This is a genomic window from Streptomyces sp. NPDC005803, from assembly GCF_040630435.1.
GTDB lineage: Bacteria > Actinomycetota > Actinomycetes > Streptomycetales > Streptomycetaceae > Streptomyces.
The window spans coordinates 74,785-95,910 of sequence record NZ_JBEXXO010000005.1 but is presented as its reverse complement, the minus strand read 5'-3'; the positions used below and the strand labels follow the sequence as shown (position 1 = coordinate 95,910).

The 21,126-nt window shown below is 68.7% G+C and carries 18 protein-coding genes; 8 read left to right on the top strand and 10 right to left on the bottom strand.

Translation table 11 applies throughout. The features are described from left to right. Positions 1-53 precede the first annotated feature (53 nt). Positions 54-734 (bottom strand): TetR/AcrR family transcriptional regulator, encoded by a 681-nt coding sequence (locus tag ABZ454_RS09365; protein ID WP_359536853.1) that lies wholly within the window; start codon positions 732-734, stop codon positions 54-56. A gap of 236 nt (positions 735-970) precedes the next feature. Here ABZ454_RS09365 and ABZ454_RS09360 point away from each other — a divergent pair, with 236 nt between their 5' ends. The 4 genes from ABZ454_RS09360 to ABZ454_RS09345 all read left to right on the top strand — a co-directional run bounded on the left by ABZ454_RS09360 (position 971) and on the right by ABZ454_RS09345 (position 5,135). Continuing rightward, complete coding sequence (locus ABZ454_RS09360; RefSeq protein ID WP_359536852.1) at positions 971-1,444, top strand: DNA starvation/stationary phase protection protein; 474 nt, start codon at positions 971-973, stop codon at positions 1,442-1,444. 358 nt (positions 1,445-1,802) lie between these two features. Next, complete coding sequence (locus tag ABZ454_RS09355) at positions 1,803-2,948, top strand: serine hydrolase domain-containing protein (protein ID WP_359536850.1); 1,146 nt, start codon at positions 1,803-1,805, stop codon at positions 2,946-2,948. Between the two features lie 412 nt (positions 2,949-3,360). Next, positions 3,361-4,200: an alpha/beta hydrolase gene (locus ABZ454_RS09350; protein ID WP_359536848.1), complete on the top strand. Its 840-nt coding sequence runs from the start codon at positions 3,361-3,363 to the stop codon at positions 4,198-4,200. Positions 4,201-4,301: 101 nt separating this feature from the next. Further along, positions 4,302-5,135, top strand: a complete 834-nt coding sequence (locus ABZ454_RS09345; RefSeq protein WP_359536846.1) for an alpha/beta hydrolase — start codon at positions 4,302-4,304, stop codon at positions 5,133-5,135. Between the two features lie 521 nt (positions 5,136-5,656). Here ABZ454_RS09345 and ABZ454_RS09340 read toward each other — a convergent pair. After that, complete coding sequence (locus ABZ454_RS09340; protein WP_359536844.1) at positions 5,657-6,121, bottom strand: MarR family winged helix-turn-helix transcriptional regulator; 465 nt, start codon at positions 6,119-6,121, stop codon at positions 5,657-5,659. A 94-nt stretch (positions 6,122-6,215) separates the two neighbouring features. Here ABZ454_RS09340 and ABZ454_RS09335 point away from each other — a divergent pair, with 94 nt between their 5' ends. Continuing rightward, positions 6,216-7,451 carry an amidohydrolase family protein gene (locus tag ABZ454_RS09335; protein WP_359536842.1) on the top strand — a complete coding sequence of 412 codons (1,236 nt, stop codon included), beginning with the start codon at positions 6,216-6,218 and terminating at the stop codon, positions 7,449-7,451. A gap of 1,083 nt (positions 7,452-8,534) precedes the next feature. Then, positions 8,535-9,596, top strand: a complete 1,062-nt coding sequence (locus tag ABZ454_RS09330; protein WP_359536841.1) for a hypothetical protein — start codon at positions 8,535-8,537, stop codon at positions 9,594-9,596. Here the strand turns inward: ABZ454_RS09330 and ABZ454_RS09325 are convergent. From ABZ454_RS09325 to dnaK, 8 genes are read right to left on the bottom strand one after another with little or no spacing between them, the layout of a single operon-like run. Continuing rightward, positions 9,566-11,317, bottom strand: a complete 1,752-nt coding sequence (locus tag ABZ454_RS09325; protein WP_359536840.1) for an FAD-dependent oxidoreductase — start codon at positions 11,315-11,317, stop codon at positions 9,566-9,568. The genes ABZ454_RS09330 and ABZ454_RS09325 overlap by 31 nt on opposite strands. Then, entirely contained in the window at positions 11,317-11,580 is a 264-nt protein-coding gene (locus ABZ454_RS09320) for a UBP-type zinc finger domain-containing protein (protein ID WP_359536838.1), read from the bottom strand. The genes ABZ454_RS09325 and ABZ454_RS09320 overlap by 1 nt, the downstream gene beginning before the upstream one ends. A gap of 28 nt (positions 11,581-11,608) precedes the next feature. Beyond that, positions 11,609-12,052: a thioredoxin gene (gene trxA / locus ABZ454_RS09315; protein ID WP_359537126.1), complete on the bottom strand. Its 444-nt coding sequence runs from the start codon at positions 12,050-12,052 to the stop codon at positions 11,609-11,611. 5 nt (positions 12,053-12,057) lie between these two features. Next, positions 12,058-14,700, bottom strand: coding sequence for an ATP-dependent chaperone ClpB (gene clpB, locus ABZ454_RS09310; RefSeq protein ID WP_359536836.1), 2,643 nt, complete (start codon positions 14,698-14,700; stop codon positions 12,058-12,060). Next, positions 14,691-15,047, bottom strand: a complete 357-nt coding sequence (locus ABZ454_RS09305) for a chaperone modulator CbpM (protein WP_359537125.1) — start codon at positions 15,045-15,047, stop codon at positions 14,691-14,693. Before ABZ454_RS09305 ends, clpB begins: the two co-directional genes overlap by 10 nt. 50 nt (positions 15,048-15,097) lie before the next feature. Then, the gene (locus ABZ454_RS09300; RefSeq protein ID WP_359536835.1) at positions 15,098-16,048 is read right to left on the bottom strand and encodes a DnaJ C-terminal domain-containing protein; all 951 of its coding nucleotides are present in this window, start codon (positions 16,046-16,048) and stop codon (positions 15,098-15,100) included. A gap of 6 nt (positions 16,049-16,054) precedes the next feature. Next, entirely contained in the window at positions 16,055-16,570 is a 516-nt protein-coding gene (locus tag ABZ454_RS09295; protein ID WP_359536834.1) for a nucleotide exchange factor GrpE, read from the bottom strand. A 9-nt stretch (positions 16,571-16,579) separates the two neighbouring features. Beyond that, on the bottom strand, positions 16,580-18,490 hold the full coding sequence (dnaK, locus tag ABZ454_RS09290; RefSeq protein ID WP_359536833.1) for a molecular chaperone DnaK: 1,911 nt from the start codon (positions 18,488-18,490) through the stop codon (positions 16,580-16,582). A 268-nt stretch (positions 18,491-18,758) separates the two neighbouring features. On the opposite strand from dnaK, the gene ABZ454_RS09285 reads away from it, so the two are divergent. Together ABZ454_RS09285 and ABZ454_RS09280 are read left to right on the top strand one after the other, a co-directional pair. Further along, positions 18,759-20,459, top strand: a complete 1,701-nt coding sequence (locus tag ABZ454_RS09285) for a helix-turn-helix domain-containing protein (protein ID WP_359536831.1) — start codon at positions 18,759-18,761, stop codon at positions 20,457-20,459. Between the two features lie 20 nt (positions 20,460-20,479). Beyond that, positions 20,480-21,124 (top strand): MEDS domain-containing protein, encoded by a 645-nt coding sequence (locus ABZ454_RS09280; RefSeq protein WP_359536830.1) that lies wholly within the window; start codon positions 20,480-20,482, stop codon positions 21,122-21,124. Positions 21,125-21,126 lie beyond the last annotated feature (2 nt).

The window sequence follows — 21,126 nt, the reverse complement described above, 5'->3', positions numbered from 1 at the left end:
GCCGGATTTCCCCACCGCCCTCCGCGGACCCCGTGGTGCTGGTCGCATCGTCGTCAGCGGCACCTGTGATCCAAGCTGGGAAGCACCACGCAGGTGAAGTACGCGCGCAGGTACGCCGTGTCGGGATCTGCCCCCGTCACTGCCTGCTGTGACAGCATCGCGCCGAGCACCAGTTGAGGGAAGTAGGCGATGGCAGGGCAGTCGCTGGAGACCTCCCCTCGTTCGACCGCACGGTGCAGCAGCAGACGCAGTGCCTCCAGGTGCCCCTCGACGACATGTTTGCGCAGGGCCTCCGCGAGGTGGCTGTCGCTGCGTACCGCGTGCGTCAGGGAGGAGAGCAAGCGGGCGGATTGCCCCCCGTCTTCTCCCGCCCTCACGGCGACCTCGTCCAGGTCGCCCATGAGAGTGCCGGTATCGACGGCGTCGAGGTGGATGCGTTCGCTCTGTTCGAGGGCTGCTGTCACGAGATGCGTCTTGTGTGGCCACCGGCGGTAGAGAGTCGCCTTGCTCGCGCGCGCCCTCGCGCTGACCATGTCCATCGTCAGCGTTTCGAAGCCCACGTCTCTGAGCAGTTCGCGAACTGCGGCGAATATGAGGCGCCGGCGCTCTTCGCTCAGCCGGGACGGGGCTGGGCTTGCAGGTGTCGGCTGCATGAGGATTTCCACTTTCGGTAGCGGTTGTCGGGATTCGGTGACCGGCAGGGGCTGAGCGGGATCGCGGTCGGCTGCGGCCATGGACGCATGGGACGTCCGAGTTCTGCCGGGAGCCCGGCGTCGGCTCGGGCACAACCCCGCACGCTCGATTCGGGATCTCGTGCCGGATGAGCTGAACCCACGGCGCACTCCTGCCGTTTCTAGCCTCGGACTCATCAACGCCCTCCTGGAAACGAGCTGCGCGTGTCTCTGCCAACGGCAGTCGTCGGCGTCCGCGGCCAGGGCGTCAGCACCTCTCACGAAAGGACGGCACTCCTATGCCGGTCATCAACAACCCTCTGCCGGAGCGCGACCGCGAGACCGCGGGTGCGGCGCTGCAGGCGACCCTGGTCGACCTTCTCGACCTGTCCCTGGTGGCCAAGCAGGCCCACTGGAATGTGTACGGCCCGCGTTTCCGCTCGGTTCACGTCCAGCTCGACGAGGCCGCCACCGTCGCCCGGAACCACGCTGACACGGTGGCCGAGCGCGCGGCTGCCCTGGGCTTCAGCCCGGACGGACGGGCCGGGACCATAGCGGGAGCCAGCGGCGTGCCCGGCTTTCCGCCAGGCTGGACCAAGGACAGTGACGCCGTCGAGGCCTTGGTGCACGTGCTCTCCGCAGTGACCGGAAGACTGCGTGAACGCATCGTCGAGGTAGGCCCCGTGGATGTCGTCACTGAGGACCTCCTCATCGGACTCACATCTGATCTGGAGAAGCAGAGCTGGATGTTCCAGGCGGAGAACCGGGGCTGACCCGTGCCCGGTTCCCGCGAGGCGATCTCCGGCCTGAGCTGTCGGCATCGGGCGAGGATCGCCTCGTGGACAGGGTCATGCGCGGGTCCAGGTCTTGTCCGTGGCATCGGTGCAGGGCCATGGGCGGGCCCGGCGGGCAGCCGGATCCGACCGTGCCCGGCCGGATCGCGAGAAGCCGTTCGGCACGCATCCGCTGCGCAAACGCGTGACGGATCGATGGGCTCGCGGACGGGCTTCGTAGCCGCGTCTTGCTGCAGAGGCGTATGGGCATATCTCATGACCCACATCGATGTGTGAACCGAGGTGTTTTTTGTCCCGTTGAGTGATCGAACGGTTGTCGTCAGGAGTGGAGAAGAGCATGGGCGTCGAGGGAACGAGCACAGACCGGTTCGAACCGGTACGAGCGGTGCTGGGAGCGCACCTCGAAGCCGGCGACGAGTTGGGGGCGTCGATCGCCGTCGACGTGGACGGGGTCATGGAAGTCGATCTGTGGGGTGGCCACGCGGACGAAGCGCGGACCGTCCCGTGGCACCGGGACACGTTGGTGAGCATGTGGTCGACCACGAAAACCCTTACCAATCTCGCGGCTCTCATCCTCGTCGACCGGGGCGCGCTGGATCTGCACCGCCCGGTTGCGCACTACTGGCCCGAGTTCGCCGCCCAGGGAAAGAAGCACATCGAGGTGCGGCACGTCCTGGCCCACACCTCGGGACTCTCCGGCTGGGAGCAGCCCTTCTCCATGGACGATCTGTACGACTGGCCCACCGCGAGTGCCCGTCTGGCCGCGCAGGCACCCTGGTGGGAGCCGGGCTCCGCGTCCGGCTACCACGTGCAGACCCAAGGGCAACTGGTGGGAGAGCTTGTCCGGCGGGTCAGTGGCCTCAGCCTGAAGGAGTTCGTCGCCACCGAGATCGCTGAACCGGCGCACGCTGATGTCCAGATCGGCGCACGACGGGCCGACTGGCCGCGCATCGCCGATCTGGTGGCCCCCTCGCAGCTGGGCGGTATACCCGCGGCTCTCGATCCCGAGGGGATCTTCACCAGGACACTGCTCGGAAGCCCCGCACGTGACGAGCACGTCGACACCCCGCAGTGGCGCTCGGCCGAACTCGGAGCCGTCAACGGACACGGCAACGCACGTGGCCTGGCCCGAGCGCTCTCGGTCATCTCGCGTCGCGGCCAGGTCAACGGCCTGCGGCTTCTCTCCGAGGAGACGGTGGACAAAGTGTTCGACGTACAGGCCGACGGAGTCGACCTGTTCCTGGGCGTACCCGTCCGCTGGGGCATGGGCTACGCACTCGCCGATCCGAGGACGATGCCGCACATGCCCACCGGGAGGATCTGTTTCTGGGTCGGTCGGGGCGGTTCGATCGTCATGATGGACCTCGACCGGCGCGTCACGTTCTCGTACACGATGAACCGGGTGGGCGACGGGATCCTCGGCTCGGAACGCACCCACGACTACATCAAGCACGTCTACGAAGTCCTGGAGCGTACCGGCTGAGGCAGCGCCGTACGCTCCGCGCGCGGCGCTGCCGCACACCGTCGAACGTGCCGTCAACCGTCTCGACCGCGGCACGTCGCACCGCCAGCCATATCCGCGAACGAACAGTCCGCCGCCGGGTGAACCGGTCCGGTCACCCCCTCGTAGGACAGGATGAAGGACGCTCCTCGCCCGGTGGACGGGCGAGGCCAAAGCCTCAGGACCACAATCGGGCCGCAGCCCGGTGGCCGCTTTCCCGGCCACTGTTGGCTGCCGCCCGCCAGCGCTCCGATCCGCGCTGCTCACGTGGCCAGACGGACGCACGTCAACGAGCCACCGGCAAAGCGATCCGGGCCCCGTTTCCCGGCATACCCCCCGTGCATCGCCTTCCAATCCGTCGAGCACCATCCATCGAACAAGAGGGACTTCACACATGCGCAACACCCGCCTCGTCCGTCCGGGCAGCAGATACGCGCTGCTCGGTGTCACCGCGGCCGTCGGACTGCCCGTCGCCGCCGTCACCCTGCCCACTGCAGCCGATGCGTCGCCCCACCACCCCCTACGTCCGACGATCGTGCTGGAACACGGAGCGTTCGCCGACGCCGCGAGCTGGGACGGTGTCGTCGCCCGGCTGCAGCGCGAGGGCTACCCGGTGGTGGCCGCCGCCAACCCGCTGCGCGGTCCGGCGACCGATGCCGCTTACCTGCGCAGCGTCCTCGACCACATCGACGGGCCCGTGGTCCTGGTCGGCCACTCCTACGGCGGCACCGTCATCAGCCAGGCCGCCGCGGGCATCGAGGACAAGGTCAAGGCACTGGTCTACATCGCGGCGTTCCTGCCCGACACCGGCGAGAGCTCGATCGGACTGACGAACAAGTTCCCCGGCAGCACCCTCGGCGAGGCCGTCGAGTCCGTCAACTACTCCCTGCCCGACGGCGGTCAGGGCGCTGACGTCTACATCAAGCCGGAGAAGTTCCGCAGTCAGTTCGCCGCGGATGTGCCGGCGGACAAGGCCGGGCTCATGGCTGCCGGGCAGCGTCCGGTCGCCGCCGCCGCGCTGGAGGAGAAGTCCACCCGGGCCGCCTGGAAGACGATCCCCTCCTGGTCGCTGGTCACCACGGAGGACCGCAACATCCCCGTGGCCGCCCAGCGCTTCATGTCGGCCCGCGCCAAGGCTCGCACGACGACCATCGACGCGTCGCACGCGGTATCCGTCTCCCACCCCGAGGCCGTCACCCGCATCGTCGAGCAGGCGGCCCGCACGGTCCGATGACCGACGGGTCCGCCCCGTCGCTCGGCGCACCTCACCCCACGGACGTGCCCGGCCGGGCACGTCACCCTCAGACGCGTTCACACCGAAAGGCACCAACCACCATGGCGTTCATCACCGTCGACCAGGAAAACTCCACCAGCGTCGAGCTGTACTACGAGGACCACGGCACGGGGCAGCCGGTCGTGCTGATCCACGGATACCCGCTCGACGGCCACTCCTGGGAGAAGCAGTCCGCAGCACTCCTGTCGGCGGGCTACCGCGTGATCACGTACGACCGGCGCGGTTTCGGCCGCTCCAGTCGGCCCACCACCGGCTATGACTACGACACCTTCGCCGCCGACCTGAACGTGGTCCTGGAGACCCTCGACCTCGATGACGTCGTCCTCGTGGGCTTCTCCATGGGCACCGGTGAGGTCGGCCGTTACCTGGGCACCTACGGCTCCGCCCGGATCGCCAAGGCCGCCTTCCTCGCCTCCCTCGAACCTTTCCTCCTGAAGACCGACGACAACCCCGGCGGCGTTGACGGCACCATCTTCAAGGACATCGAAGGTGCAGTCACCGCCGACCGCTACGCCTACTTCACCGCGTTCTACGAGAACTTCTACAACCTCGACGAGAACCTCGGTACCCGCATCAGCGAGGAAGCGGTCCGCAACAGCTGGAACGTCGCCGCCGGCGCCTCCTCGTACGCCTCCCTGGCATGCGTGGCCACCTGGTCCACCGACTTCCGTGCCGACCTGCCCAAGATCGACGTACCGACACTCATCCTGCACGGCACCGCCGACCGCATCCTGCCCATCGAGGCCACCGGAGAACGTTTCCACCAGGCACTCCCGCAGGCCGACTACGTCGTCATCGACGGCGCCCCCCACGGCCTGCTGTGGACCCACGCCCAGGAAGTCACCGACGCCCTCCTCGCGTTCCTCGCCAAGTGACCGGCGGCCCACGCCTCACCTGCCGCGAGGTGGCACGCGGCCGGTTACGCACCGGGCGCGAGGCTGAACCGTACCCCCACTGCCGCACGGCAGGCCCGTGAGGCGCACAGAGCATGCCGTTCGAGCTGACGACAGAGATTCGCGCGCATCATGGAGGCAGCACGACCGGGCCGGGCGCTGTTCGCCACACGAGACGCCCGCCGCATGACTGGGCGGGCGTCTCGCCGGTGACGGCACAGGCCGCGTGTGGGATCGGGCTGCAGGGCCCCTGCTGCGTCCACGTGGCACGGCTCGGTACTGGGCCTTACGGTTGCGGCACGTCCGGGGATGGCGGCATGTCGGCGATCAGTGATTCAGCAAGATGTGTGACCTGCCGCCGCAGACACCTCGGTACCACCACGCCGAAGCCTGCTAGTCGTGTTGTCCACCAGCGTTGTTGACAGGGCGGTCAGAACCGCCGATGGGTGGTCGACCGCGACGAGGTCGCTTCGAGTGCCGGCAGCCGTCGCTGAGCGGCCGGATCAGCCTTCCGACTTGCCGCGGGCTGTCCAGATGCTTGCGTCCTGGCCGTATCTGGTGAGGAAGCGCGCGAACTGCAAGCGGTCCGCCCTGTCCCAGTGCGCGGTGATCTCCTCGAAGGCGAGACGCTGCTCACTGGCGTAGGCCCTGCGTGCCGATTCTCCCTCGTCGGTGAGTTCGAGCTGGCTGCTGCGGCCGTCCTGCTGGGAGGCGACGCGGCGAAGCAGGCCCTCCGCTGTGCATGCGGCGATGGCGCGGCTGGCGACGGGTTGGGCGACGCCCATCTTCTCGGCGACGCCGCCCACCGTGATCCGGCCCGCTGCGTCGCCGATCACGTTCAGGACGATGTTGCGGGTCAGGTCCCCACGTCCTGACCCGACCTGCCGACGCAGCCGGGACAGCGCTGGCCCCACGTTGTCGAGGAGCCAGTCGTCGTCGGCGGGTACAGGCTGTTCTTGGCTCTTCACGCCTCAAATCTACGACACACACGATCGACATGCATCTTGCATCTACATGACTTAAGGTATGTAATTACAGTCCAGTAGACAGCGAGGCACGACCATGAGCACCACCGCCATCACCGGCGCGCAGGTCTTCGACGGGGAGAAGCCGCTCGGCGTCACCACCGTCGTCATCCGACGGGGCAGGATCGTCCAGGTTGGCGGTCAGGCCCCGGCCGAGGCCGAGGTCGTCAACGGGGCCGGGGCGACACTGCTGCCCGGCCTGATCGACGCGCACGTCCATACCGACCGCGACTCCCTCGCACTGGCCCTCCAGTTCGGCGTCACCACCGAACTGGAGATGCAGGGCGCCAACACCCGCAACCGGCGCGGCGCGATCAGCGAGGACGACTCTGTCGCCGACGTGCGCTCCTCGGGCTTCGCCCTGACGCCGCCCGGCGGGCACCCCAGCGAACTGTTCCCGAAGGACTTCCACCCGGGCAGGCCCGCCGGAGGGGGCCCGGGTGGCGAGCACCGGGGCGAGCCGCCCTACCGCCCCGACGCCACCAGCCCCGAGGCGGCGGCGGCCTCGATTCCGCAGCTGATCGCCCACGGCTCGGACTACATCAAGTTCATGATCGACGACGGCAGCGTCGAGGGCCACCCGGGCCTGCCCATGCTCGACCAGGCCACCTTGAACGCCGGCGTCGCCGCGGCGAAGAAGCACGGCGCGCTGACCGTCGCCCACGCACTGACCATCGACGCCACCCGCATGGCGATCGAGGCGGGGATCGACGGCCTTGCCCACCTGTTCGTCGAACCTCCCACCGACGAGATCGTCACGCTGATCAAGGACGCGGGCATGTTCGTCGTGCCGTGCACCGTGCTGAACGCCTCCATGATGGGCATCACCGGCAGTGAACTGGCCGACGACCCGCGGGTGGCCTCCCGCCTGAACGCCGCCTGGGACGCCACCTTGCGCTCCTGCTTCGGCCACTACCCCCAGGGCAAGTTCCAGGACGTCCTGGACAGCGTCAAGGCCCTCGCCGACGCCGGGGTGGACCTGCTGGTGGGCACCGACGTTTCCCAGCCCGTGCCGTTCCTCGGCGGCCTCGCCCCTGGTGCCAGTGTCCACCAGGAACTGCAGCACCTCGTCGAAGCCGGTCTGCCCCCCGCAGCCGCCTTGCGCTCCGCCACCGCCACGACCGCCCGCCGCTTCCACCTCTCCGACCGCGGCCGGATCGCCGAGGGCCTGCGCGCCGACCTGCTCCTGGTCGACGGCGACCCCACCACCACCATCACCGACACCCTCAACACCCGCGCGGTGTGGCGCCACGGCACCCGCCTGGCCGCCTGACCTCCCCGTCAGATCCAGGGCCGGGCCCCGAAGGGCCCGGCCCTGGCCCGCCCGACTCCTTTCTCTTCCTCCCTGCCACGAGGCGACCGCACCGTGCCCGCCCACCTCATCGATGTCCACGCCCTCATAAGTGCGTTCTCCCGTTGAGGGATGGCCCTCCACTACGGAACGTGACTGCCGCAGGGAGCCCAGGCCGTGGGGACTGGACCGCGTCACGGGGACTCGGGTGACCCAGTGGCAGGAAGGGGAGAGTTGCCTATGGCGGTCCTGTGCTGCCGGAGGCCCGCGAGGAACTGCGGTGGGGCGAACGTGGGTCCCCGTACAGCGGTGGCGGTCCTTGAACGGCTTTGACCCGGACTTTTCCTGTCCCGCTGCCGTGGGACTGTGGTCAGGTCCCACCCTTCCCGCCACACGGCGCGCTGAGAATCGCCCTGACGAGCGGCGGTTCTCGGCTTGGTCCGTCGACGAAGGCGAACAGCGTTACGCGAGTATCTCTGACGCGGAGTCTTGCGTCCCGGCCCTGAATCTTCGGTACGGCAGCGGCAGCCGCACACAGCCCATGAGCACTCGAAGCGCCTGGCCGTCGGAGCACCGACCCGGCAGTCCTCCGGCAGGACCCTGATAGGAGGGCAATACGGCTAGCCGTCAGGCGGACGCCCGCTCAGAGGGAAGGACCCACACCTGTCGGCGGCGCCCGGCGGGCGGATCCGGGCCGGGGCTGTTGTGCTGGTCGGGGCGCCCCCACCCGTACACCGGAGAGAGCCGGATGAGAACCTACCGCGTGGTACCGCCGCCGACTCCGATGCCCGTCACCGGGGACAGGGGACAGGCTGGACGGCCTGTTGCACCGCGCGGGGAGTGGGTGGTCATCGGCGCGTCCCCGGCCCTTGGCGACTCCATGAATCCCGCTCGCACCCGGCATCCGCTGAGGGGGTGGGTTGAGCGGCAGGCATCGAGGTGGGGCCCGGCGCCTGCGTTCAACTGGTGCTGCGAAGCGCGGTGTATCGGCTGGTCCGATGTCGTCCGGGCCCTTTCGTGCCCGCACCTCCGCGCCCCGGCCTCCCGGTGAGCACACACCCGCAGGTGAGCCCCCCGCCCCGGCACCGGACGCTCGACCTCCTTGTGATGGCCGATCCGGGGTGGCCGACCGAAGTCGCCGAGCGGCTCAAGGAAGACCTCGCCGGTCTTCTCGGCGAGGCGTCGCCGGATGTGGACTGGCGGGTGACGGTGGTGTCGAGTTCCCTGGGCGTGCTTGCACAGACGGACCTGCCTCGGATGATGTACGCGCTCAATGAACGTCTGCAGGGCAGGACGTGGGACATCGCGGTCTTCGTGACCGACCTGCCCTATCGCGACAAGGCCCGGCCGGTCGTGCTGATGCTGAGTCCCTCGGAGCAGATCGCTCTGCTGTCCCTGCCGTCGTTGGGCATGTTCCGCATCTCCCGGCGGGTGCGTGATGCGGTGCTCGGAGTCATCGGTGAGCTGTTCCCGGCGAAGCTGGGCGAAACCTTGCTTCCACGTCGGATCCAGTACGCGGGACAGCGGCGGTATTACGTTCTCCCCGGCACCTGGGGCCGAGTGCGACTGCTGGCCGGAATGGTTCGGGCCAACCGGCCCTGGCTCCTGTTCCTCGGGCTGTCACGCGCGCTTGCCGGCGTCTTCGCCACCACTGCCTTCGGACTGATCAGCAATGACGTCTGGCAGGTCAGCCGCCATCTGGACGCTGCCCACGACGCCGTTCTCACCTTAGCGTCCATCACCGCCGTGGTCGCCTGGCTGGTCATCGATCACGAACTGTGGGAACGGCCGAGCGGGGAGATGGCCCGGCATCAGGCACGCCTGTACAACGTGGCGACGATCATGACGCTGTACGTCGGTATCGTCTGCCTGTACGCCGTGCTGTTTCTGCTCGTCACCGTCACGGCGGTGTTCCTGCTCACCCCCGAGACGGTTCGGGCCACCGTCGGACAGGAGCCGAGCGCAGGCTATTACCTCTCTCTCGCCTGGTTCATCACCTCCATGGGCACGGTGGGCGGCGCCCTGGGCGTCGGACTGGAGGACGACAGGGCGGTCCGCCAGGCCGCCTATGGCACGCGCCAGCGGCAGGGGCAGCGTCAGGACACCGACTGGCCGGGCGCGGACTGAGACTCGTTCCTCCCGGGCTCGCGGACGAGGTTGCCCTCCTGAGCCCGGTGTTCATGGACGAGCCGGACAGCCATGGCGCCCTCGCCCGCGGCGGAGGCGACCCGCTTGACCGATCCGCTCCTGACATCACCCGCGGCGAAGACGCCCGGCAGCGTGGTCTCCAGCATCAGTGGTCCGCGCCCGAGCGATTCCCAGAGACTCTGGTCGGCCGATGCCCGGGCGTCGGCGCCGGTGAGCACGAATCCGCGGGGGTCCAGCCCGACCACTCCCTTCAGCCATTCGGTGTGCGGCCGGGCGCCGATGAAGACGAAGAGGGCACGTGCCGGCAGTTCGCGCCGGTCGCCGGACTTGCCGTCCTCCACGGTCAACGAGTCCAGGACCCCCTCCCCGTCGACCCGGCGCACTTCGGTGCGGGTCAGCACCTCGACCTTCGGATGGCGTGTCACCAGGTCCACGAGATAGCGCGACATGTCCTTGCCGAGGTCGCCACTGCGGACGAGCAGATACACCTTGGGCGCGTACTCGGCGAGGAAGAGCACCGCCTGTCCTGCGGAGTTGCCGCCGCCCACCACGGCCACGGGGTCCATTCGGCACAGATTGGCTTCGTGGAGCGTGGCGGCGTAGTAGACGCTGGTGCCTTCCAGCCGGTCGATACCGGGGACTTGCAGCCTGCGGTAGCGCACTCCCGAGGCCAGGACGAGGGTGCTGGTCCGTATCTCGGAGCCGTCCGTGAAGGTGATGGCGTACCGCCCGTCGCGTTGTCCGAGTGCGGTGGCCTCGGCGGGGACGGTGATCCGGGAGCCGAATTTGCGGGCCTGGAGCACCGAGCGTTCCATCAGTTCACCACCCGAGATCCCGGACGGGAAGCCCAGGTAGTTCTCGATGCGCGAGGAGGTGGCCGCCTGGCCTCCGGTAGCTATGGCGTCGACGGTGACGGTGACGAGGCCGTCGGATGCGCCGTAGACGGCGGCAGCGAGTCCGGCCGGACCGGCGCCGATCACCACCAGGTCGTATGCGCCGGAGTCGGGCGCGGAAGGGGGGAGTCCGACGAGGCGGGCGAGGTCCGTGATGTCGGGATTGCGCAGTACCTGCTCGCCTCTCCAGATGACGACCGGCGTCTCGTCCGGGCGGATGCCGAAGCGGCGCAGCAGCGCCTCGGCTTCCGGGTCCTTCTCCAGGTCGATCCATCGGTGCGGAAGCCGGTTACGGGCGGCGAACTCGCGCAGGCGCAGGGTGTTGGGTGAGTAGCGCGAGCCCAGGATCCGGAAGCCGGCGCCCAGGCCGATGAGCAGGGACCGGCGGCCCAGGTAGGCGCGCAGCACCAGGTCTCCGAGGACCGGATCACGTGCCACCAGGGCCTGTTGCCGCTCCACCGGGACCGCGAGGACCTGGCCGGGCACACGCACGATCGCGGTGTCGAATGCGGGCTGCCCTTCGAGCAGGCCGAGTTCGCCCAGGAACCGGCCGGGGCCGTGCACGGCCACGGTGCGTTCGTCGGGACCGCCGTAGTCGTGGATGATCTCGACCATCCCGCCGACGATGGCAAAGAACTCCTCGCCCGGCTCGCCCTCGCGAAACAGCACCTCGCCCTTCCGCGTGGGACGGTGCTCGCCGTGCTGGGTCAGCGCTTCGAGCTGTTCCGACGTCAGCCGGGGGAAGGCGCCGAACCGGTCGGGGGTTTCGGCGATCGCCCCGTGTGGGTCCTCCGTACCCGCCCTCATCAGACCATTGCCTCGTGGACGTAGCACCAGCGCCAGTTCTCTCCCGGTTCGAGGGGCCGCACAATGGGGTGGCCGACGTCGGCGGCGTGCAGTCGGGCGTGCTTGAGCGGCGAGGAATCACAACATCCGACGTGCCCGCAGGTCAGACACAACCTGAGGTGCACCCATGGGGAGCCCAGACGCAGACACTCCTCGCAGCCCTCGGGTGTGCGTGGCGTCACCGGGCGTACGAGCGACAGGTGCCAGTCGCTTTCGGTGGTCATGATGATCGTCCTTCCCTTGACGAGCGGCTCAGCGGCGCCCCGCGAGGGTGTCCTCCACCCATTGGCGCAGTGTTCTGGCGGGAGCGGCGCCGGCCTGCCGCGCTATGACCTTTCCCTTGTCGAGAAGGAGCAGGGTCGGCACGGCCTGCACCTGGAACCGCTGGGACAGCTGGGGAGCCTGGTCGACATCGACCTTGACGAGCTTGATCTTTCCTGCGAGCTCGCGGGCGACCTGTTCCAGCGCGGGACTGACCATGCGGCATGGACCACACCAGGTGGCCCACAGGTCGACGAGGACGACGGGCGCCGCCTGCTCGGCGATCTCCGCGAAGTCGTCATCGCCGGCATCCACGATCCAGGGCAGTGAAGCCCCGCAGTTCCCGCACTGCGGGCGTCCCTCCGCTGCTGCCGGCACCCGGTTCTTACGGCCGCACTTCTCGCAGGCGACCGTCTTGCTCCGGTTCGTAGTCACCGTTCTCACGCAGCCATTCCATGGTCTGCGCGGGCCGGCCCGTCGTAGGTCACGACCAGTTCAGCGTTCTGGGCGTCGACCCGGATCGCCGAGCCGTCCTGCACATCGCCGCGGATCAGCGCCCGCCCGACGAGCGTTTCCACTTCATGGGAGATGAAGCGGCGCAGCGGCCGTGCCCCGTAGACGGGGTCGAAGCCCTGCTGGGCGATGAGCTCCCGGGCCTGTTCGGTGAGCTCGACGGTGACCTGGCGTTCGGCCAGGCGCCGGCGCAGGTCGTTGAACTGCAGCTCGACGATGTGCTTGATCTGCTCCATGCCCAGCGGCTTGAACAGCACGATGTCGTCAACGCGGTTGAGGAACTCGGGTCGGAAGTGGCTCCGCAGCTCACCCATCACCAGGGCCCGGGCCTCGGGTTTGATCTCGCCCTCGGCGCTCGCCCCGTCGAGCAGATGTGTCGATCCGATGTTGGAGGTCATGATGACGACGGTGTTGCGGAAGTCGACAGTGCGGCCCTGGGCGTCGGTGATCCGGCCGTCGTCGAGTACCTGGAGCAACGTGTTGAAGACATCGGCATGTGCCTTCTCCACCTCGTCGAACAGGACCACGGAGTAGGGCTTGCGGCGGACCGCCTCAGTGAGCTGGCCGCCCTCCTCGTAGCCGACGTATCCGGGCGGCGCCCCGACCAGCCTGCTGACGGTGTGCCGTTCCTGGTACTCGCTCATGTCGAGGCGGACGATGCTCTCTTCGGAGTCGAACAGTGCCGCGGCGAGCGCCTTGGCCAGTTCGGTCTTGCCGACGCCGGTGGGGCCGAGGAAGATGAACGAGCCGATGGGTCGGCGCGGGTCGCGGATTCCGGAGCGGGCTCGGATGATGGCGTCGCTGACCAGCTTGACGGCCTCGTTCTGACCGACCACGCGTTCGGTGAGGATCTCGTCCAGCCGCAGCAGCTTCTCCCGTTCGCCTTCCTGCAGTCGGGTCACCGGGATGCCGGTCCACGCGGCGACTATCTCGGCGATCTCGTCTTCCGTGACGACCTCGCGCAGGAGCCGGGTCTCGCCCTGCTTGGCGGCGAGCGCCTCCTCTTCGGCGGCCAGCCGGCGTTCGAGCTCGGTGAGTGTGCCGTAGCGCAGTTCGGCGGCGCGGTTGAGGTCGTAGGTGCGCTCGGCCTCCTCGGCGTCCTGACGCACCTGTTCCAGTTCCTGACGCAGTTCCTGCACCCGCCGGATGGCCTGGCGTTCGGCCTCCCACTGGGCGTTCATGGCGTCGGCCTCGGCACGCAGGTCGGACAGTTCGCGCCGGAGCTCTTCCAGGCGTTTGCGGCTGGCGGCGTCGGTCTCCTTCGACAGGGCCGCTTCCTCGATCTCCAGGCGGGTCACCCGGCGGGTGCTTTCGTCGAGTTCGGCCGGCATGGAGTCGATCTCGGTGCGCAGCCGTGCGCAGGCCTCGTCGACGAGGTCGATGGCCTTGTCCGGCAGGAACCGGTCGGAGATGTAGCGGTGGCTGAGGGTGGCAGCGGCGACGAGCGCGGTGTCCTGGATCTTCACGCCGTGGAAGACCTCAAGGCGTTCGCGCAGGCCGCGAAGGATGGAGACGGTGTCCTCCACGCTCGGCTCGTCCACCACGACCTGCTGGAAGCGGCGCTCGAGGGCGGCGTCGGATTCGACGTGCTTGCGGTACTCCTCCAGCGTGGTGGCGCCGATCATGTGCAGCTCACCGCGGGCGAGCATCGGCTTGAGCATGTTGCCGGCGTCCATCGCGCCCTCGGCGCCGCCACCGGCCCCGACGACCGTGTGGAGCTCGTCGACGAAGAGCAGGATGCGTCCCTCGGCGGCCTTGACCTCACTCAGTACGGCCTGCAGTCGTTCCTCGAACTCACCGCGGTACTTGGCACCTGCCACCAGCGAGCTCATGTCGAGGGAGAAGATGGTCTTCTCGCGCAGCCCCTCGGGCACGTCGCCGCGGACGATCCGCTGTGCCAGGCCTTCCACGATGGCCGTCTTGCCGACGCCCGGATCTCCGATCAGCACGGGGTTGTTCTTGGTTTTGCGGCTGAGGATCTGCATCACCCGGCGGATCTCCGCGTCCCGGCCGATCACCGGGTCCATCTTGCCGTTCCGCGCCTCGGCCACCAGATCGCGGCCGTACTTCTCCAACGCCTCGTACGCACTCTCCGGCGTGGCCGAGGTGACACGCTGGTTCCCTCGGATCCGGGTCAGCGCGGACAGGAAGGAGTCCTTGGTGATGCCGTGTTCCTTGAGCAGGCGCCCCGCCGCGGTCCTGGATCCCTCGTCGGCCAGTGCCAGGACGAGGTGCTCCACGGACACATATTCGTCCTTGAGGCGCTTGGCCTCCTGTTCGGCGGTGTCCAGCAGCTTGGCCAGCCGCTGGGTGACGTATACCTGCCCGGGTGTGGCGCCGGGGCCGGTCACCTTCGGTCTGCGTGACAACTCGCTCATGAGCGAGGCGCGCAACGCCTCCGTGTCGGCGCCGGCTTGGTCGAAGAGCCGTGGAACCAGACCCTCCGGCTGGTCGAGGAGCGCCAGCAGCAGATGCTCGCCGTCGACCTCGGTCTGGTCCATCCGGCCGGCGATCGTCTGCGCTTGCTGAAGAGCTTCCTGGGACTTCTGGGTGAGCCGGTTCATATCCACGATTCATCACTCCTAGAGCCGGCGTTGCTGCGCCTCAACGCGGCCTCCAGTTCGCTGATCCGGTCGAGCAGGTCGAGCACCACACCGAGGGATGCGTAATTGAGGGGGAGCCCGGCCCGTAGCCGTTGGATCCGGGCGAGCGCGGCGGGGGCGGTCGGTTCGAACCACAGCCGCCCCTTGTCGTCCCGCGTGGCGTCGACCAGGCCGAGTGTGACGAACCGCTCGACGAGATCGGGGTGGAGTCCGGAGCGTCGGGCCACGACGTCGAGGCTGAGTCTGTGAACCGGCACGATGGCGTAGTTGCGGACAACGACATTCAGGGGCTGCTGCGGACCTGGCGCCGTCATCCGGCGGTACCCGGCCTCCGGCCCGGCGTCAGCACGCCGCGGATCATGGGTCATCCTGGCTTCCTCGGGTCGAAGGTGGAAACGGCAGCCAGCTCCTCGAAGAGCTCACGCTCCCGGTCGGTGAGTACGGGCGGCACCATGATGCGGACCTCCGCGTAGAGGTCTCCGTCGGTGCCACGGGGGTTGGGCATGCCCTCGCCGCGCAGCCGCAGCCGGCGGGCGCTGGAGGAGCCCTTGGGTACGGTGACCTTGGCAGTTCCGCCGGGCGTGGGAACCGGTACCGTCGCGCCGAGCGCCGCCTCCCACGGCGTCACCGGCACTGCGACATGGATGTCCCGTCCCTCCAGGCGGAATCGCGAGTCGGGCTTGATCCGTACACGTAGGTACAGATCCCCCGGAGGGCCGTAGCCCCTCCCCGTTCCGCCTTCCCCGGCCAGCCGGATGCGCTGCCCGTCGATCACACCCCGGGGGATGTTGACGTCATAGGTCCGCTGTCCGCTGAGCCCGGCGAGGGTGACGCTGCGCCGGCCGCCGCGGTACGCCTCCTCGACACCGAGCTGAATCTCGGCCTCCTGGTCGGCGCCGGGTACCGGCCCCCCGCGCCGGCCGCTGTCTCCGCCGCTGAACATCCCTCCGAAGAGGTCCTCGAAGTTGACGCCGGAGCCGTCGAATCCCTCGCCGTAGTCGAACCGGACCCCGCCGCCGTCGCCGCCCCGGCCGGACGAGCCACGGCCACGGGCTCCTGCCCCTGCGGCCACCCGCTCGTCCCAGTCCTCCGGGATCTGCCGGAAGTCTTCGCCGAAGCGGTCGTAGCGACTGCGGGTCTTGGGGTCGGACAGCACGCTGTACGCCTCGTTGAGCTCCTTGAAGCGCTCCTCGGCCTGCGGATCCTTGTTGATGTCGGGGTGGTATTTGCGCGCCAGTCTGCGGAAGGCCTGCTGTATTTCGTCGGAGCTCGCGTTGCGCTGCACCCCGAGCACGTCGTAGTAGTCCCGTGCCATGGTGCGTCACTCCTGCCGCTTGGTGACCATGACGGCTGCAGGACGCAGCTGTTGGCTGCCCTCGCCGTACCCGGGACGCAGGATCTGGACCACGGTGTTCGGCTCGGCATCGGGGTCCTCGACGGTGCCGACGACCTCGTGCCTGGCTGGGTCGAAGGGCACGCCGGTGTCCTCGTAGCGGGGGTACCCGAGTCGGCCGAGCACGTCGACCGCCTGGTCGCGTACGGCTTTGACGCCCTCCAGTACGGCCGACATGTCGGATCCGGCGTGCGTGAGCGCCAGGTCCAGATTGTCGATCACGGGCAGCCAGGCCGCCGCGGTGCGGGCGCGTTCGGTACTGCGTTCGCGCTCCAGTTCCTTCGCGTGACGCTTGCGGAGGTTGTCCAGGTCCGCGAGCGCGCGGCGCCAGCGGTCCTGGAGTTCGTCGAGGGCCGCGGCGTGGTCGTCCACCTCCTGCTGCTCCGGGGGCGGGGCCTGGGGCCGCTCCTCCTGGGGAGTGGTCGGCTCCTGTTCGGTGGACATCACCGCACCTCAGCTCTTGTCGAATTCGGCATCGATCACGTCGTCGTCGGATCCGCTGGAGCTGCTCGGCCCGCCCGCTGCCGCGGAGCCTGCCGTGGCCCGGTCCTCCGCGGACGTGCCCGCGCCTGCCTGGTGGGAGGCCAGCGACGCGTGGATCTGCTGGAGCTCGGAGGTCAGCGACCTGACCCTGTCGAGCGGCGCTTCCTGCTTGACGGCTTCCCGGGCGTCGGTGACGAGCATCTCGGCACGTGCCTTCTCGTGCGCGGGCGCGGCGTCGCCCAGTTCGTTCAGCCGGCGTTCGACCTGGTAGGCAACGGCGTCCAGTTCGTTGCGGGCGTCCACCGCCTCGCGCAACGCCTGGTCCTCGCCGCGGTTCTCTTCGGCTTCCCGGACCATCCGCTCGACCTCACTCTGGTCGAGGTTGGAGCCCTCGCTGATGGTGATGCCCTGCTCGGCGCCGGTGTTCTTGTCCCGTGCGGTGACGTTCAGGATGCCGTTGGCGTCGACATCGAAGGTGACCTCGATCTGCGGCTCACCGCGGGGCGCGGGCCTGATGTCCTTGAGCTGGAAGCGCCCGAGGACACGGTTGTCCTTCGCGAGCTCACGCTCGCCCTGCAGGACGACGATGTCGACGGCTCCCTGATTGTCCTCGGCGGTGGAGAAAGTCTCCGTGCGGCGGACGGGGATGGTGGTGTTCCGCTCGATGAGTGTGGTCATGACACCGCCGCGGGTCTCCACACCGAGCGACAGCGGGATGACGTCGAGCAGCAGGACGTCCTTGACGTCGCCCTTGAGCACCCCGGCCTGGATCGCGGCTCCCATGGCCACGACCTCGTCGGGGTTGACGCTCATGTTCGGGTCCTTGCCGCCGGTAAGCCGGCGGACGAGGTTCTGGACGGCGGGGATGCGTGTGGAGCCGCCCACCAGGATGACCTCGTCGATATCGTTCTCGCTGATCTTGGCGTCGGTCATCGCCTGCTTGACCGGTTCCATGGTTCGCTCGATGAGGTCCTCGGTGATCTGCTCGAACGTGGACCGCATGACCGTCTCGGTGAGATGCTTCGGTCCGGCGGCGTCCGCAGTGATGAACGGCAGGCTGACCTGAGTCTGAGTGACCGAACTGAGCTCGGTCTTGGCCTTCTCGGCGGCCTCGAAGAGCCGTTGCAGGGCCTGCGGGTCGCTCCGCAGATCGATGCCGTTGTCCCGTTGGAAGTTGTCCGCCAGGTGGTCCACCAGCCGCCGGTCGAAGTCATCACCGCCCAGGTGACTGTCGCCCGCGGTCGACCGGACCTCGACCACCCCGTCGCCGACGTCGAGCAGGCTGACGTCGAAGGTGCCGCCGCCCAGGTCGAAGACGAGCACGGTCTCGTGCCCCTTCTTGTCCAGTCCGTAGGCGAGGGCCGCCGCTGTGGGCTCATTGATGATGCGCAGGACCTCCAGGCCCGCGATGCGCCCCGCGTCCTTCGTCGCGGTGCGCTGGGCGTCGTTGAAGTAGGCGGGGACGGTGATGACGGCTTCCGTCACCTTCTCGCCCAGCTGCTTCGCGGCATCGTCGGCGAGCTTGCGCAGAACCAGTGCGCTGACCTCCTCCGGCGCATACAGTTTGCCGCGCACCTCGAAGCGGGCATTGCCCTGCTCATCTCCGACCACGTCGAAGCCGACGGCCTTCGCCTCGTCGGATATCTCGTCGTAGCGGCGGCCGATGAACCGCTTGGCCGAGTAGATGGTTCCCTTGGGATTGAGGATCGCCTGGCGGCGGGCCAGCTGTCCGACGAGCCGTTCGCCCGTGTCGGTGAACGCGACGACCGACGGAGTCGTGCGGTTGCCCTCGGAGTTCGGGAGAACCGCCGCCTCACCGCCCTCCCATGCGGCGATCACGGAGTTGGTGGTGCCGAGGTCAATCCCGACTGCCTTAGCCATGAGGTACTCCTTCGTTGCACATGGGCTGACGGTCCTGCATGCACACGGCCCCTTCTCCGGACGACACGCGGCACCACTGGATCACTGCTGACCGCTTCAGTCTCACCGCCGGTGGTGCCCCGCGGCCTGCGCCTGCGAGGCCGAAATCTCTACGCGAGCTCGGTCTGACAGGACGAGAACAGAGAGGGGCATCCACGGACAAAACCTATATATGTGAGTAACGTGGGACTTCAGGGATTGTTCACCCAGGAAGGTCCCGGCAACAGACATGGCCACGACCTCGGGCACCGCCGGTAGATCCACCCGGAGCACCTGGGGCCGTGAGCATCTGGCGAGCGTGTTCAGCCTTTCCGTGCTCTCGACGATCATGAACGACGGGCCGGACGAGCGCGAAGTGCTGACGCTGGCGCTCACAGCCGTGGGCGGCCTCGGTCCGTTCCGGGCCGAGGCCGCCTACCTCACCTCCGACAGGGGCCTGACCCGAACCCCCGCCGACTGGCCGCACGCCACCTCCCACCTCGATGCCCAGGTCAGGATGGAGAGCGGCCGGGACGGGCCGGTCACGGTGCCGGACCGGGCATGGGGCTGGAACTTCGCACTGCGCGGCAAGGCGTACAGCATCGGACAATTGGTGGTCAGTGCGCGGTCACAGCCCTCCGGTGACGAGTGTTTTCTGCTGCGAGTCCTGGCGCAGCAGACCGCGGCGGCCCTGACACAGGCCATGACCAGGCGGACTGAGCGCGCCGGTGCACAGCAGCTCCGGAAGGTGAACGAGGACCACTCGGCCACGAACGCCCGGCTCACCACGTCCCTCTCCGAACTGGAGCGTCAGCGTTCCGTCCAAGAGATGCTCAATGACGTCTCCGCGAACGATGACGGCGTACAAGGCATCGCCGGGGCCCTCCACCGGCTCACCGGCTACCCGGTCGCCATCGAGGACCGCTTCGGCAATCTGTGGGCCTGGGCAGGCCCGGGCCCGCCCGACCCCTACCCCAAATCCGAGGCGGCCCCGCACGAAGAGCTGCTGCAGGGGGCGGCCCGCCGGCTGCGGCCGGTGCGGATGGGGGAACGGCTCATCGCCCTGGCCCGGCACCGTGGCGAGGTCCTCGGCATCGTCGCCCTGATCGACCCCGCGGCGAGTACCGGCGAGCAGGAGCAGTTCGCCCTCGACCACGCCTGCACCGTGCTGGCCCTGGAACTGGCCCACCTGCGCAACCTCGCCGAGGTGGAACTGCGGCTACGGCGCGAGCTGGTGGACGATCTGATCACGGGCACCGACGACGAAAGCGCCTACGCCAGGGCCGCCGCGCTCGGCCACGACCTGCACCGCCCGCACTATCTTGTCGCGGTGCAATGGGTGGGCCAGCCAGCTGACGAAACCTTCGTGCAGGCGATCGGCCGGGCTGCGGCCGGGCTGTCGATGCGGTCAATGCTGGTCGGACGGTCCGGGATGGCCATCCTCGTCCTGCAGGGCCGCCCCCGGGCGACGGCCCTGTACGAGGCAGTGGCCGGCGAACTGGGCTCGCCCACCGGTTCCATCGGTGTGGGCGGACGCTGCGACACTCCGAGCGAGATCTCGCGCTCGTACCAGGAGGCGCTGCGCTCTCTGGAAGTCCGTCAGCACTCGCGGTCACCGCACGGCGCCACCACCTTCGACGAGCTGGGCTTCTATCGCATCCTGGGGCCGGGGGGCAGCTACCGCGAGGTCGAGCAGTTCGTCCGTGAGTGGCTCGGGCCGCTCCTGGACTATGACGCCGCACACCACTCGAACCTGGTCCAGACCCTTTCCCAGTACTTCGAGTGCGGCGGCAACTACGACGCCACGGCGGGCGCCCTGGCCATCCACCGCAGCACTCTGCGCTACCGGCTCCAGCGCATCCGCGAGGTCAGCGGTACGGACCTCGGCGACGTCGACAACCGGCTGAATCTGCACGTGGCCACCCGGGTGTGGAAAGTTCTGGGCGGATGACCCTGATCAGGAGACGAGCGATGCATCGACGGACAGCGGAGACCCTCCGGGCATCCGTCGCCTCGGTGAGCGGTAGTCCGCTGGCTGCTGGTGACCACGTCTGCGCCCTGTACCGGGGCCGCGCCGAGCGGGACCGGCTCGTGGCACCGTACTTCGCGGACGGCCTGGACAGGGGGCACACCTGTCTCTTCCTGGCCGCGGAGGGAGAGGGCCCCACCTTCCGCGACGTCCTGACCGCGGCCGGGACCGCCGACGGCCGGGGTCTGGAGAACCTCCAGGTCAAGGGCCCGGCCGAGTACCTGCAGAACGGGACCTTCGACGGAGACCGCACACTGGCCCGGATGTATGCCTGGTCCGACGAGACGTTCCCGGGCGGCAACGGCGCCCTCGCCCGGCTGGCAACCGATATGAGCTGGGCCCGGCCCCTCGTGCAGCCTTCCTTCGTCCGGGCACTCGTCCGGTACGAGGTGAACGCGACGCGCTGGCTGCGGTCCTATCCCCAGGTGGGCATGTGCATGTACGACCTGGACGTATTCCGCAGCGATGTGGTCCTTCCCCTGGTCAAGGCCCACCCGCTGGTCTGGCTCAACGGCATGATCATGGAAAATCCGTACTGCCCGGCACCCGGGAAAGCGCCCGGCGCGACGGCTGCCGCCGAAGGCTGACG

Coding starts and splice junctions, on each gene's coding strand:
- ABZ454_RS09365 (WP_359536853.1), bottom strand. CDS start 734: ATGGCCGCAGCCGACCGCGATCCCGCTCAGCCCCTGCCGGTCACCGAA.
- ABZ454_RS09360 (WP_359536852.1), top strand. CDS start 971: ATGCCGGTCATCAACAACCCTCTGCCGGAGCGCGACCGCGAGACCGCG.
- ABZ454_RS09355 (WP_359536850.1), top strand. CDS start 1,803: ATGGGCGTCGAGGGAACGAGCACAGACCGGTTCGAACCGGTACGAGCG.
- ABZ454_RS09350 (WP_359536848.1), top strand. CDS start 3,361: ATGCGCAACACCCGCCTCGTCCGTCCGGGCAGCAGATACGCGCTGCTC.
- ABZ454_RS09345 (WP_359536846.1), top strand. CDS start 4,302: ATGGCGTTCATCACCGTCGACCAGGAAAACTCCACCAGCGTCGAGCTG.
- ABZ454_RS09335 (WP_359536842.1), top strand. CDS start 6,216: ATGAGCACCACCGCCATCACCGGCGCGCAGGTCTTCGACGGGGAGAAG.
- ABZ454_RS09325 (WP_359536840.1), bottom strand. CDS start 11,317: ATGAGGGCGGGTACGGAGGACCCACACGGGGCGATCGCCGAAACCCCC.
- ABZ454_RS09320 (WP_359536838.1), bottom strand. CDS start 11,580: ATGACCACCGAAAGCGACTGGCACCTGTCGCTCGTACGCCCGGTGACG.
- ABZ454_RS09305 (WP_359537125.1), bottom strand. CDS start 15,047: ATGACGGCGCCAGGTCCGCAGCAGCCCCTGAATGTCGTTGTCCGCAAC.
- ABZ454_RS09300 (WP_359536835.1), bottom strand. CDS start 16,048: ATGGCACGGGACTACTACGACGTGCTCGGGGTGCAGCGCAACGCGAGC.
- ABZ454_RS09295 (WP_359536834.1), bottom strand. CDS start 16,570: ATGTCCACCGAACAGGAGCCGACCACTCCCCAGGAGGAGCGGCCCCAG.
- dnaK (WP_359536833.1), bottom strand. CDS start 18,490: ATGGCTAAGGCAGTCGGGATTGACCTCGGCACCACCAACTCCGTGATC.
- ABZ454_RS09285 (WP_359536831.1), top strand. CDS start 18,759: ATGGCCACGACCTCGGGCACCGCCGGTAGATCCACCCGGAGCACCTGG.
- ABZ454_RS09280 (WP_359536830.1), top strand. CDS start 20,480: ATGCATCGACGGACAGCGGAGACCCTCCGGGCATCCGTCGCCTCGGTG.